The sequence below is a fragment of the Aneurinibacillus sp. UBA3580 genome (assembly GCF_002375825.1).
In the GTDB taxonomy this organism is placed as follows: domain Bacteria; phylum Bacillota; class Bacilli; order Aneurinibacillales; family Aneurinibacillaceae; genus Aneurinibacillus; species Aneurinibacillus danicus.
Map to the genome: position 1 here is coordinate 1 of NZ_DFMZ01000117.1, position 12,521 is coordinate 12,521.

12 protein-coding genes and 1 riboswitch are annotated in these 12,521 nt (G+C 47.1%); all 12 genes read left to right on the top strand.

Going from position 1 to position 12,521, the window contains the following annotated elements; all coding sequences use genetic code 11:
* Positions 1 to 190 precede the first annotated feature (190 nt).
* Positions 191 to 625 carry a ribonuclease HI gene (gene rnhA, locus B2899_RS16250; protein ID WP_146807856.1) on the top strand — a complete coding sequence of 145 codons (435 nt, stop codon included), beginning with the start codon at positions 191 to 193 and terminating at the stop codon, positions 623 to 625.
* 20 nt (positions 626 to 645) lie between these two features.
* The gene (queG, locus tag B2899_RS16255; protein WP_246147167.1) at positions 646 to 1,812 is read left to right on the top strand and encodes a tRNA epoxyqueuosine(34) reductase QueG; all 1,167 of its coding nucleotides are present in this window, start codon (positions 646 to 648) and stop codon (positions 1,810 to 1,812) included.
* Between the two features lie 65 nt (positions 1,813 to 1,877).
* Entirely contained in the window at positions 1,878 to 2,414 is a 537-nt protein-coding gene (locus tag B2899_RS16260; protein WP_146807857.1) for a methylated-DNA--[protein]-cysteine S-methyltransferase, read from the top strand.
* Positions 2,415 to 2,573: 159 nt separating this feature from the next.
* On the top strand, positions 2,574 to 3,512 hold the full coding sequence (locus tag B2899_RS16265; RefSeq protein WP_286887169.1) for an amidase domain-containing protein: 939 nt from the start codon (positions 2,574 to 2,576) through the stop codon (positions 3,510 to 3,512).
* A gap of 113 nt (positions 3,513 to 3,625) precedes the next feature.
* Positions 3,626 to 4,090: a tRNA (uridine(34)/cytosine(34)/5-carboxymethylaminomethyluridine(34)-2'-O)-methyltransferase TrmL gene (trmL, locus tag B2899_RS16270; RefSeq protein ID WP_146807858.1), complete on the top strand. Its 465-nt coding sequence runs from the start codon at positions 3,626 to 3,628 to the stop codon at positions 4,088 to 4,090.
* Between the two features lie 44 nt (positions 4,091 to 4,134).
* Positions 4,135 to 4,863: an HAD family hydrolase gene (locus tag B2899_RS16275; RefSeq protein ID WP_146807859.1), complete on the top strand. Its 729-nt coding sequence runs from the start codon at positions 4,135 to 4,137 to the stop codon at positions 4,861 to 4,863.
* Positions 4,864 to 4,946: 83 nt separating this feature from the next.
* Positions 4,947 to 5,060: riboswitch (SAM riboswitch) on the top strand.
* A 150-nt stretch (positions 5,061 to 5,210) separates the two neighbouring features.
* Complete coding sequence (locus B2899_RS16280; RefSeq protein ID WP_218029512.1) at positions 5,211 to 6,059, top strand: MetQ/NlpA family ABC transporter substrate-binding protein; 849 nt, start codon at positions 5,211 to 5,213, stop codon at positions 6,057 to 6,059.
* A 510-nt stretch (positions 6,060 to 6,569) separates the two neighbouring features.
* A complete protein-coding gene (locus B2899_RS16285; protein ID WP_146807863.1) occupies positions 6,570 to 6,875 on the top strand; it encodes an antibiotic biosynthesis monooxygenase family protein in 306 nt (101 codons plus the stop codon).
* 245 nt (positions 6,876 to 7,120) lie between these two features.
* The gene (locus tag B2899_RS16290; RefSeq protein ID WP_146807864.1) at positions 7,121 to 9,019 is read left to right on the top strand and encodes a PrkA family serine protein kinase; all 1,899 of its coding nucleotides are present in this window, start codon (positions 7,121 to 7,123) and stop codon (positions 9,017 to 9,019) included.
* 23 nt (positions 9,020 to 9,042) lie between these two features.
* A complete protein-coding gene (gene yhbH, locus B2899_RS16295; protein ID WP_286887172.1) occupies positions 9,043 to 10,197 on the top strand; it encodes a sporulation protein YhbH in 1,155 nt (384 codons plus the stop codon).
* The gene (locus B2899_RS16300; RefSeq protein ID WP_146807866.1) at positions 10,194 to 11,630 is read left to right on the top strand and encodes a SpoVR family protein; all 1,437 of its coding nucleotides are present in this window, start codon (positions 10,194 to 10,196) and stop codon (positions 11,628 to 11,630) included. Before yhbH ends, B2899_RS16300 begins: the two co-directional genes overlap by 4 nt.
* A gap of 156 nt (positions 11,631 to 11,786) precedes the next feature.
* A complete protein-coding gene (locus B2899_RS16305; protein ID WP_146807867.1) occupies positions 11,787 to 12,278 on the top strand; it encodes a hypothetical protein in 492 nt (163 codons plus the stop codon).
* The last annotated feature ends 243 nt before the right edge of the window (positions 12,279 to 12,521 follow it).

The window sequence follows — 12,521 nt, forward strand, 5'->3', positions numbered from 1 at the left end:
CGCTCTTCCCCTCATTTTTATGTTGGGATTGCGGCTGAAACGCCGTAAGAGTTCCTCTAATATTTTATCATGCTCGCCAAAAAGATGAGAGAAATTGATATACTAATAATATATTTAGGGTTTTAGCTCTTAATCTAAACCTCAAACCAGGTTATGATTAAAACTAAATTACGTAAAATGAGGGACAAGAATGAAAGAGGTTATTATTTATACAGACGGCGCCTGCTCCGGCAATCCGGGACCGGGCGGCTGGGGTGCCGTACTGCTGTACGGAAAACATCGCAAAGAGATGTGCGGCAGTGAGGACAATACCACCAATAACCGCATGGAATTAAGGGCGGCAGTAGAGGCGCTTAAGACGCTGAAAGAGCCTTGCAAGGTTTTGCTGCACAGCGATAGCGCTTATATGGTCAACTGTTTTCAGCAGGGCTGGTATAAAGGCTGGATGAAGAACGGATGGAAAAACAGCAAAAAACAGCCGGTAGAAAATCAGGATCTGTGGAAAGAGCTGCTTGCGCTTATGGAAGTGCACGATGTCCAGTACATCAAAGTCAAAGGCCATGCAGACAATGAATTGAATAACCGCTGCGATGAACTGGCTACAGGAGCCATTGTGCGACGGTAAGAAGAAGAGGAGGTGGCAGCATGGAACAACAGCATGAGATGACAGCAACGGATTGGAGCCGCCTAAAGCAAGGAGTTATCCGCTACGCACACGATATTGGAATTGATAAAATCGGGTTTGCCGCGGCAGACCCGTTTCTGGTATTAAAAGAGAGGTTATATAAGCATCGTGAACTCGGCTACGAGTCAGGCTTCGAAGAGAAAGACATCGAAAAAAGGGCGCATCCGGAGCATACCCTGCCAGAAGTAAAATCCATTATCGCGATTGCTTTGGCTTACCCGTCCCGCATGGAATCCCCGCCGAAGTCAGAGCAAGGGAATTATCGGGGGATTATGGCGCGTGTGTCCTGGGGGGAAGACTATCACCACGTACTGCGTGACCGATTGAAGAAGCTGGAACAATTCCTTCATGAGAAAGTGCCCGGTATCCGAACAGAAATCATGGTTGATACCGGGGCGCTGTCGGATCGCGCCGTTGCAGAACGCGCGGGACTGGGATGGGTCGGTAAGAATACATCGCTGATTACCCCGGAATTTGGCTCATGGGTATACCTGGGTGAAATGCTGACGAGCGCTCCGTTTCCACCCGATCAGCCCGTGATAGAAGATTGTGGAGATTGTACGCTCTGTATTGATTTCTGTCCGACAGGAGCGATTGTGCAGGGAGGACAGCTTAATTCCCAGCGCTGTGTTGCGTTCTTGACCCAGTTGAAAGATGAAATTCCCGAAGAATTCCGGCCGGCTATCGGGAATCGTCTGTACGGTTGTGATACGTGCCAGCAGGTTTGCCCGAAAAACCGGAAACTCAATTTTACGCATCATCCGGAATTTACACCGGACCCGGAAGCGGCCAAGCCGCTGCTTAAACCGTTGCTCACTATCAGCAAGAAGCAGTTTGCATCCACATTTGGACGTACCTCCGGTGCCTGGCGGGGCAAAAAGCCAATTCAGCGAAACGCGATTCTGGCGCTTGCGCACTTTAAAGACAAAAGTGCTGTGCCGGACATCATTCGTGTGTTGACAGAAGACGAAAGACCGGCGCTGAGAAGCACGGCGGCCTGGGCGCTGGGGAGAATTGGCGGTGATGAAGCCATTCTGGCTTTAAAAAAGGCGAAAACCCGAGAAAAAGAAGAAACGGTCCGGCAAGAAATCGAAAAGGCGCTCCTAAGCCGGGAAAATGTCGAATGATTATACTGGATTTCTTCTTTTTGCCCGATGTAAGATGATAAGAAGATGCAAAAGGGAGGGATTGGGTGAAGTCGGAAGTTTTTTATACCGTATATCAAAGCCGGCTCGGGCCGATTACGTTGGCCGCAACAGACACGGGGGTATGTTGGGTGGAATTCGGCGAAGGAGATGCGACGAAACTCTCGTTAATGCGGTGGGCGAAAAAATGGCTCCATACGGAGAACATTACCTACGCACCTGAGGTCTTTCTCAAAGCGACGGAACAATTGGACGAGTATTTTGCAGGGGAGCGCCGGGAATTTACCCTTCCTCTTGACGTATATGGCACCCCGTTTCAAAAGCTTGTATGGAATCAGCTCCGGCAAATTCCTTACGGTGAAACTAAATCCTATAAAGATATCGCTCTTGCAATTAACGCAGCCAAAGCGGTGCGTGCCATAGGGGGAGCTAACAATAAGAATCCGCTGTCCATCTTCGTTCCTTGCCACCGGGTTATCGGCTCGAACGGCGCACTGGTCGGTTACGGCGGGGGATTGGACATTAAAGAACATTTACTGCAGCTTGAAGGTGTGTTGGAACGATCGGAAGTCGGTTTGACATAAGAATATACAGAGAAGAAGGGATGACGGCGCTTCTAATACGAAGTGCAGCCATCCCTTTTATTTTTACGGGGGAAAGTATAGGAAAGCTACAGGGAATTCGTGCTCTACGGACGCATATACATATTTTGAAATCATTGGATTGCGGAAAGGGGAAGCATAATGACAACCTGGAGAAGTGCACTTGAGAAATATTTAGAGTGCCGGACGAAAGGATTGGTTGTAGAAACAGATGATTTCTTCGATTGTGTAAGCGCGGAGCAGGCGAAGCGGGTAAAAAGGTACAGCACTTTCCGCTGGGAGCAGTTGAACCAACGAAATGCACGTCCGATAAAAAGCAAAGTGCAAATTCATACCCTGCAGGTAGAAAGAGAAATGGAAGATGAGGTTGTCGTTCGGATTGAGGCGAGGGAATGGTACGCCTATCAACTTGAAAGAAGGTGGCATGAGCAGGAGAAAGAGATGCAGATGCGTGTGATTCTACATCGCCCGCAGGATAAATGGTTGGTGGTGCATGAAGAGAAAATTCCGCATGAAGCAGCCATCCCTGTTTTTCATCAGTATGAAAATACAGAAGCTGAAGACAAGCGGCAAACGAAAACAGATCAGAACTATTCATATAATCGTCTGCAGGCTATCCGGTATGCGGAAGCGTGGTGGAATGACTATAATCCGCAGTTCCGTCATTTTGATGTAGACTGTACGAATTTTATCTCCCAGTGCCTGTATGCGGGCGGTATTCCTCTACAGGTGACGGGTAGCCGGTCGAATGGCTGGTGGTATCGAGGCGGAAACAGTCCATCGGCACTCTGGAGCTTTAGCTGGGCCGTGGCTCATAGCTTTCGCTGGTATTTGGAGAAGGGGCGTATTAGAACGGAGACGAAATCGAGTGCGGATCAGCTATCGCTTGGGGATGTCATCTGTTATGATTTTGACGGTGATGGACGGTGGCAGCACTCCACCATTGTTGTGGCTAAAGATGGCCGCGGTATGCCGCTTGTTAACGCGCATACGACGAATAGCCGTCACCGGTACTGGGACTATCGTGATTCAACCGCTTATACACCGAACATTCAATATCGATTTTTTCATATTTTATAAGGGACGGAGCCGGACGATGCTCTGTGGAGCTTGCTTCGGTATAGTTTGAATGGCTGTTCATGTATGTTGATTGGCATTTTTGTGCTATGATAAAACATGAGGTGAACAAGTGAATGGCGTTGAATATCGTGCTGCATGAGCCGTTAATTCCGGCCAATACGGGCAATGTGGCCCGGACGTGTGCCGCAACCCGTACGAAGCTCCATTTGATTGAACCGCTCGGATTCTCGACAGATGACCGGTATTTAAAACGGGCAGGGCTTGATTACTGGCACGCGGTGGACATTACATATTACCAGTCTTTTGCTGACTTTGCGGCAAAGCATTCGGACGGTCGTTTTTTCTTTATCGAAACGAGCGGTAACAAATACCATTCCGAAGTAAAGTACAGGGATGGTGATTTTTTTGTTTTCGGTAAGGAAACGACGGGTATTCCCCAGGATATCCTCTCGCAGTATCCCGAGCAAATCATTCGAATTCCAATGGGAGACGCAACCCGATCGCTGAACCTGTCCAATACCGCTGCGATTGTACTGTATGAAGCGCTAAGGCAAATTGGATATCCCGGTATGAAATAGAAGATAAAGCAGGAGATAAGACGATGAAAGAAGGGGAGCTTTGTATGGCAAAGAAAGCAATATTTTTCGATTTGGACGGAACGCTGCTGATGCTGGATACGGAAGCGTTTCTGAACCGTTATATGAAGCGGCTGGGGGAATATACCGCCCACCTCGTCGATCCGGAGCTGCTGGTCAAGTCCGTATGGAATGCGACAAAGCAGATGATGAAAGACGCTGGAGCGGAACGTACAAACGAAGAAATTTTTCGGGAACATTTTCTTGCGGCGTGCGGTGTGGAACAGGGGGATATCTGGCCGTTATTCGATAAATTTTATTCGGAAGAATTTCCGCTGCTGAAAGAAGATATTGAACCGCATCCATACGCGCTGAAAGTAGTAGAAGAAGCGAAAAAACAGGGCTACAGGCTGGTTGTTGCTACGAATCCGGTATTTCCGGGGATAGCCATTCGGGAGCGTATGAAGTGGGCCGGTTTGCTAGAGAATGACTTTGAGCATGTTACTATTTTTGAGACGTCACACTATTGCAAGCCCAATCCGAAATACTTCCTGGAAATCTGTGAGCGTATCGGCATCAAACCGGAAAACGCAATTATGATCGGCAACGATATGCAGCAGGATATGGTGGCTGCAGAAGTTGGATTGAAAACATTTTTGGTCGAAGACTACAAAATTGATCGAGGTGTACCGCAGCACCATGTTGATGCGCATGGGACGCTGAAAGAGCTGCATGATCAGCTTGTCAATCGTACGGGAATTTTTTCTTGCGATTGACAATATATCTTTTATTAAAAAAATAATTGACAAGTATTTAAAAGATGCGTAATATAATTTTCAGTGCAACTAAATATGCATCTCGCTTATCGAGAGAGGTGGAGGGACTGGCCCGATGAAGCCCGGCAGCGGATTTTCCGTGTTACGGAGAATGCTGTGCCAATTCCAGCAGGATATTCTATCCTGACAGATAAGAGTGTGGTATAAATGTGAAATAAACCCTCTCTGGTCTGCCGGAGAGGGTTTTTTGTATTACGTATGCAGGGCCCGCATACGTGGTGCAAATAGCAACTTGATTAGACACACGAGTAAATAAAAAGATAATTGGTAGTGAAGAGGGGGAACAGATGATGAAAAAGTGGATCGTAGCAATGATTCTGCTGCTTACTGTTGGTGTACTTGCAGCATGCGGAGGCGGTGGCAATAACAGTGACCAAAAAGCTGACGGTAGTGATCAGAAGCAGGAAACAAAGAAAATTGTTGTAGGAGCAAGCGCCGTTCCACATGCGGAAATTCTTGAACATGTAAAAGATAAATTGAAAGAGCAGGGCGTAGAAATGGAAGTAAAAGTATTCGATGATTATGTGCTTCCGAATACTGCACTTGAAGAAAAGCAAATTGACGCGAACTACTTCCAAACGGTTCCGTATCTTGATGAGTTTAACAAAAAGCACAACACACACATTAAGGCATTAGACGGCATCCACTTAGAGCCGATGGGCCTGTATCCTGGTAAAGAAAAAGCGGCCGAGCCGAAGAACGGCGCAGTTATCGCTATTCCGGACGATGTGTCGAACGGTGCGCGCGCACTCAAACTGATCGAGTCCAAAGGTTGGATTAAGCTGACACCGGGCAAAGAGCTGAACAGCCTGTCCAAGCAGGATATCGTAGAAAATCCGCATAACATCCAAATTAAAGAAATGCAGGCATCTATGCTGCCGCGCGCGATTAACGAAGTCGACTACGCAGTTATAAACGGAAACTACGCGATGGAAGGTGGTCTGACATTCGACCAGGCGCTCGCGGTAGAGAAGAAAGATTCCGATGCGGCGAAGACATTCGCGAACATCGTAGCCGTTAAAGAAGGCGACGAAAACCGTGAAGAAATCAAAAAGCTGATTGAAGTACTGAAATCCGAAGATGTGAAGAAATTTATCGATGAGAAGTACAAAGGCGCGGTTATTCCTGTATTCTAATGATATGGAAGACAAAAAAGGCAAAGAGCCATTCGCTCTTTGCCTTTTTCTGTGAAAATCATGAGAAAAGAAGGAAAGGGAAGAGGAAATAAGATCCAGGGGGGAAAAAGGCGTTCGCCTTTTTCCCCATTGCAATCATCCTCTCGTTCTCTTCTCTCTTTCCCTTCGTACCCCAAAAGTCAGCGCCGCCCTTCCCACGATTTTCATGTCGGGGTTGCGGCTGAGATGCCATGGTGGTTTTTTGCTGATTTATAGACCCCAAGTCTTGTCTTCATTATATCCAGCCGTGAAAATTGCGCCAAGCACCAGGAATGTAACTCCTAAAATAATTGCCATTTTCTATGTCTCCTCTCCCAAGAGTACTTTTCACTTTATTATACCTCATATTTTAACTATTGGAACATATGGAAACACGGTAATCTTGACAAAGTTTGTACGCTTGCAATTGGAAAAGCACAGATGGATTTGCTATAGTGAAAGGGATTGATATTTTATGGAGGTGGGCTCACCATGTACGTTGTCATGAATGTACTGCATGTTCCGGCCGCGATGAAAGGCCGCATGGGAGAAATGTTTGCCAAAAGCGCGGAGCGTATGCGCAATGTTCCTGGCTGTCTGGAGTTCCAGTTTTTAAGCGCAAAAGAAGGGGACAAGCAAATCGTGTACACGAAATGGGATAGCGAAGAGTCGTTCAAAGCGTGGACCGAAAGCGAAAGCTTCCGTCAGGCACATGCACATTCCTCCGATAACAATCCGGCCACCGGCTCGCAGTTGGAAATTTATGAAGTAATGCACGGGGCTACATACGAGAAATAAAGACATAAAAATAGGGCTGAGGTGAGCTATATGCGCATCTCAGCCCTATTTTTACAGAAAAATCTTATGTTTTAGTCTTCTCCTTTGCTTTCTATCGCTTTCCTTCTCTTCTCATCTGATTGCGTAAGCGTCTTGGGCGCTAAAGCAGGCAGATATTTAGCATGTCACCTGCATGTGTGGAATAGGATAGTAAAAACGCATCCCTGACTGACCATTCTGAACGAAGAAAAGGAGAGGAGTGCCCGATGGATATCCTGAAGCGGATTGCAGAATACCGTACACGCGAAGAACAGCTAGTTTGGGAAGGGACATTCGCCGAGTACCTTGAGATTGTTAGGAAAAATCCGCACGTTGCCCAGACCGCACATTCCCGGGTGTATAACATGATCAAGCATGCCGGGATTGAACATAATGAGGATGGAAGCAAGAGCTATAAGTTTTTCAGCCGAGAAATTTACGGATTGGACCGTGCAATCGAGAAACTGGTAGAAGAGTATTTCCATTCCGCCGCCATGCGCCTCGATGTAAGAAAACGCATCCTGCTGTTGATGGGACCGGTCAGCGGCGGTAAGTCCACTATTGTCACCATGCTGAAAAGAGGCCTTGAGCAGTTTACACGCACCGAACAGGGGGCCGTGTACGCCATTAAAGGTTGTCCGATGCATGAAGACCCCCTGCACTTGATTCCTAATGAATTGCGTCCGGACATTGAGAAAGAGCTGGGCATTATTATCGAAGGCAATCTATCGCCCTACAATCAGATGCGCCTAGACACAGAGTATGGCGGACGGATTGAGGATATGCCGGTCGAACGGATCGTCTTCTCGGAAGCCAAACGGCGCGGCATTGGAACGTTCAGTCCCTCCGATCCGAAGTCGCAGGACATCGCCGACCTTACCGGCAGCATCGACTTCTCGACGATTACGCAGTATGGATCTGAATCTGATCCTCGCGCGTACCGTTTCGACGGTGAGCTGAATAAGGCAAACCGCGGCTTAATGGAATTCCAGGAGATGCTGAAGTGTGATGAGAAATTCCTCTGGAACCTTCTGTCGCTGACGCAGGAAGGGAACTTCAAAGCCGGTCGCTTCGCGCTGATCTCAGCCGACGAACTCATCGTCGCACATACGAACGAGTCCGAGTACAGAACATTCATCAGCAACAGGAAGAATGAAGCTCTACAATCGCGGATGATTGTCATGCGTATTCCGTACAATTTGCGAGTTTCCGATGAGGAGAAAATTTATGCCAAATTGATTAAGCAAAGCGATCTCGGTCATGTGCATATCGCTCCGCATTCGCTGCGCGCCGCCGCAATCTTCTCGATTCTTACACGTTTGAAAGATTCTAAAAAACAAGGCGTTGACCTGCTTAAGAAATTGCGTCTGTATAATGGGGACGCTGTGGAGGGATTCAAAGAATCGGACATTAAGGAATTGCAAAATGAGTTCGCTGATGAAGGGATGTCCGGCATCGACCCGCGCTATGTCATTAACCGTATCTCCAGTGCGCTTATCCGCCGCGATACCGAATGCATCAATGCGCTTGACATTCTGCGTGCCCTTAAGGATGGATTGGACCAGTCACCTACCATTACGAAGGAAGACAAAGAACGATATCTTACTTTTATCAATGTCGCACGCAAAGAGTACGATGAGCTGGCCAAGAAGGAAGTGCAAAAAGCCTTTGTCTACTCATACGAAGAATCCGCAAAAACGCTCATGGATAACTACCTCGACAATGTGGAGTCGTACTGCAATAAAACAAAAGTGCGCGACCCCATTACCGGCGAAGAAATGGATGCAGACGAAAAACTTATGCGCTCGATCGAGGAGCAGATTGGCATCTCCGAGAATGCGAAAAAAGCATTCCGCGAAGAAATCCTTATTCGTATTTCGGCTTACGCACGCAAAGGCAAACGTTTTGACTACAACAGCCATGAACGTCTGCGCGAAGCCATCGAAAAGAAATTGTTTGCCGACTTGAAAGACGTGGTGAAGATTACGACGTCCACCAAAACGCCGGACGAAATCCAGCTCAAGAAGGTCAACGAAGTTACCGCGCGTCTGATCGACGAGCACGGATACTGCCCAATTTGCGCAAATGAACTTTTGCGTTATGTGGGTAGCCTTTTGAACCGGTAAGCGGTGAAAAAGGGGGAAGCCGCATGAAACATGAACCACCGTTTATTATCTCGCGGGAAGACTGGTCGCTGCACCGTAAAGGCCATCAGGACCAGCAGCGTCATCAGGAAAAGGTTCGGGAAGCGATTCGCAAGAACCTTCCCGACCTTGTCAGTGAAGAAAATATCATTATGTCGAACGGACGAGATGTAGTGAAGATTCCGATCCGTTCTCTTGATGAGTACCGTATTCGGTATAACTACAACAAAAGCAAGCATGTCGGTCAAGGGAACGGAGATTCCAAAGTGGGCGATGTCATCGCCAAAGAAGGAGAGCCTGGTCAGGGGCCCGGCAAAGGACAGGGCGCGGGCGATCAAGCCGGCGAAGATTATTATGAAGCTGAAATCTCGGTCGAAGAGTTGGAAGAAATGCTGTTCTCTGAAATGGAGCTGCCCAACCTCCAGCAGAAGCAGGAGGACGATGTAGTCATCACCGACATTCGGTTCAACGACATCCGCAAAAAAGGATTAATGGGCAACATTGACAAGAAGCGTACGATACTTGAAGCACTGCGCCGAAATGGGCTTGCAGGTCACAAAGGCATCAAAAACATTACAAACGAAGATCTGCGTTTCAAAACATGGGAAGAAATTGTCCAACCGCATTCTAACGCGGTTATTATCGCGATGATGGATACAAGTGGCTCGATGGGGGCGCTGGAGAAATACGTGGCACGTAGCTTCTTCTTCTGGATGGTTCGTTTTCTGCGTACAAGATACGAGAAAGTCAACATTGCCTTTATTGCGCATCATACGGAAGCGAAAGAAGTGACGGAAGAAGCCTTTTTCTCCAAAGGGGAGAGCGGCGGTACCATCTGTTCTTCCGCCTATCGCAAAGCGCTTGAAATTATCGATCAGCGGTATCCGCCTTCGCTGTATAACATTTATCCTTTTCATATTTCGGACGGTGACAACCTGACCTCAGATAACGATCGCTGTGTGAAGCTGGTAAAAGAATTGATGAGCATAAGCAATATGTTCGGCTACACTGAAGTAAACCAGTACAACCGTCATTCTACATTAATGTCTGCATATAAACATATTAAAGATCCGAAATTCAAATATTGCATCGTCCGCGAAAAAGGAGAGGTCTACAAAGCATTAACGACCTTCTTCGCGAAGGAGGCGGCTACAACATGACAGGAGAAGAGATGCGACAACTGGAGCGGGCGGTTGACGAGATTACCGAGATCGCCAAAGGATTCGGGCTTGATTTCTACCCGATGCGCTATGAAATCTGCCCGGCGGATATCATCTATACATTCGGTGCATACGGCATGCCGACCCGTTTCTCGCACTGGAGTTTCGGTAAATCGTTTCATCGGATGAAATTGCAGTATGATTTGGGACTAAGCAAGATTTATGAGCTGGTCATTAATTCAAATCCATGCTACGCGTTTCTGTTGGACGGTAACTCGCTGATTCAAAACAAATTAATCGTGGCGCACGTACTGGCGCATTGCGATTTCTTCAAAAATAATGTCCGGTTCAGCCGGACGAACCGGGATATGGTAGAAAGCATGGCTGCGACGGCGGAAAGGCTGCGTCAGTATGAAATGCAGTACGGAAAAGAGACAGTGGAAGAATTTCTGGATGCGATATTGGCGATTCAGGAGCACATTGATCCAAGCTTGATCCGCCGCCATTTCAGCTGGGCGGAAGATCCGGAGCAGGCGAGGAGCGCGCTTGCCGCTCATGGTAAGCATCCGTATGGCGATCTGTGGCTGCTGGATGAGGAAGAGCGGAAGCGCAGGGAGTCCGCAGAAGAAGAAGCGAAGAAACGGACAGAACGCTTCCCGCCCGATCCTGAAAAAGACCTGCTGCTGTTCATCGAAGAATTCAGTCCCCGTCTGGAGAACTGGCAGCGTGACGTACTGACGATTATGCGCGAAGAAATGCTATATTTCTGGCCGCAGATTGAGACGAAGATTATGAACGAGGGCTGGGCTTCGTATTGGCATCAGCGTATCCTGCGGGAGATGGATTTGACGGAAGACGAGACGATTGAATACGCCAAACTGAATGCCGGAGTCGTTCAGCCGTCTACCACCAGCATCAACCCCTACTACCTCGGCTTGAAAATTTTTGAGGACATCGAAGAACGCTGGAACAACCCGACGAAGGAAGAGCAGGAGCGTTTTGGACGCAAACCGGGCAAAGGGCGGGAGAAAATCTTCGAGGTACGCGAACTGGACAGCGATATTTCTTTCATCCGCAATTATTTGACGAAAGACCTGGTGGATAAACTGGATATGTATGTATTCGGCCGCCAGGGCAACGATTGGACGATTACGGATAAAGCGTGGGAGGTCGTGCGCGACCAACTGGTGACGAGTCGGGTTAACGGAGGATTTCCATACCTTCTTGTTCAGGACGGTGATTACCTGGGCAATGGAGAGATGTACTTGTTCCATCAGTATGAGGGCATGGAATTAGACGTAAAGTATCTAGAGAAAACGCTGCCGTATATTTATAAGTTATGGGGCAAGTCAGTGCATATGGAGACAAGGATCGAAGACCGGCGTGTTTTGTTTACGTATGACGGAAAAAAGTGCCATCGGAGATTTTTGTAATAATAAAGCAGCGAGGACCGCCGTGATGAAGGCGGTCCTTATTTTTTCTAAAAAGTATAAATGGTTAAAAAATATTATCGCACTTATAAAGGATTTGAACTAATTTTATCTAAATATTTAGAGAAAGGGGTAAGGTATAAAGAAGGAGGTACCATCATGACAAAAATCAGCGTAAATGGAATACTTATCTCCATCTTCATTGGCATCGTATTCGGCTTGAAAATGCAGGACGATTATTTATTTCGGAACGCAGGAGGACAGGCGGACAATATGCTCAGGCAGGTGGTTTCTCCTGTTGCGAAAGCGCAGTCTGAAGAAAGCATGGAACAGGAACTGACCGATGAACTGGATAGATATATGAAAAATAATTTTAATTTTTCTACGCTTAAAACACATTGGGCGCAATATATTGATGGGTATGAAGTCAGCATAGAAAATGAGACTGTATTCGTTGCGGTGCGCACAAGTTTGACCAGGCCAGACAGCAATTCAAATTATATTCTAAATGCGGTTCAGGGGTTTGTCAGAAGCCGTCTGCCGGACGGATATATTCAAGGACATATCATGATTTATAGTCAGAAAGGGAAAGTGCTGACCGATCGTGATGTAGCGTTAGAAAAAAGGGAACGGCAAAGAGCATTGCCTTGATCATTAGATGGTCCTTTTATTTAGGTAAATATTCTGTTTTACAAATATAAATAAATAAGTTAATATAATAAAGTAAGCTATATTTTTATTGGTATTTCAATTTACCTTAAGGGAACTTTGTGCAGAAGTAGAGAACAAAACTATATAACTTTTCAGCCGTAACCCCGATATGAAAATGACGGGAAGGGCAGCTGGTTTTAGTGGTACGAAGGAAAAGAGAGAAAAGAACGAGACAATGATTTC

What these genes read in the sequence shown, in the direction of transcription:
- rnhA (WP_146807856.1), top strand. Translation starts at nt 191, where the DNA reads ATGAAAGAGGTTATTATTTATACAGACGGCGCCTGCTCCGGCAATCCG.
- queG (WP_246147167.1), top strand. Translation starts at nt 646, where the DNA reads ATGGAACAACAGCATGAGATGACAGCAACGGATTGGAGCCGCCTAAAG.
- B2899_RS16265 (WP_286887169.1), top strand. Translation starts at nt 2,574, where the DNA reads ATGACAACCTGGAGAAGTGCACTTGAGAAATATTTAGAGTGCCGGACG.
- trmL (WP_146807858.1), top strand. Translation starts at nt 3,626, where the DNA reads ATGGCGTTGAATATCGTGCTGCATGAGCCGTTAATTCCGGCCAATACG.
- B2899_RS16275 (WP_146807859.1), top strand. Translation starts at nt 4,135, where the DNA reads ATGGCAAAGAAAGCAATATTTTTCGATTTGGACGGAACGCTGCTGATG.
- B2899_RS16280 (WP_218029512.1), top strand. Translation starts at nt 5,211, where the DNA reads ATGATGAAAAAGTGGATCGTAGCAATGATTCTGCTGCTTACTGTTGGT.
- B2899_RS16285 (WP_146807863.1), top strand. Translation starts at nt 6,570, where the DNA reads ATGTACGTTGTCATGAATGTACTGCATGTTCCGGCCGCGATGAAAGGC.
- B2899_RS16290 (WP_146807864.1), top strand. Translation starts at nt 7,121, where the DNA reads ATGGATATCCTGAAGCGGATTGCAGAATACCGTACACGCGAAGAACAG.
- yhbH (WP_286887172.1), top strand. Translation starts at nt 9,043, where the DNA reads ATGAAACATGAACCACCGTTTATTATCTCGCGGGAAGACTGGTCGCTG.
- B2899_RS16300 (WP_146807866.1), top strand. Translation starts at nt 10,194, where the DNA reads ATGACAGGAGAAGAGATGCGACAACTGGAGCGGGCGGTTGACGAGATT.
- B2899_RS16305 (WP_146807867.1), top strand. Translation starts at nt 11,787, where the DNA reads ATGACAAAAATCAGCGTAAATGGAATACTTATCTCCATCTTCATTGGC.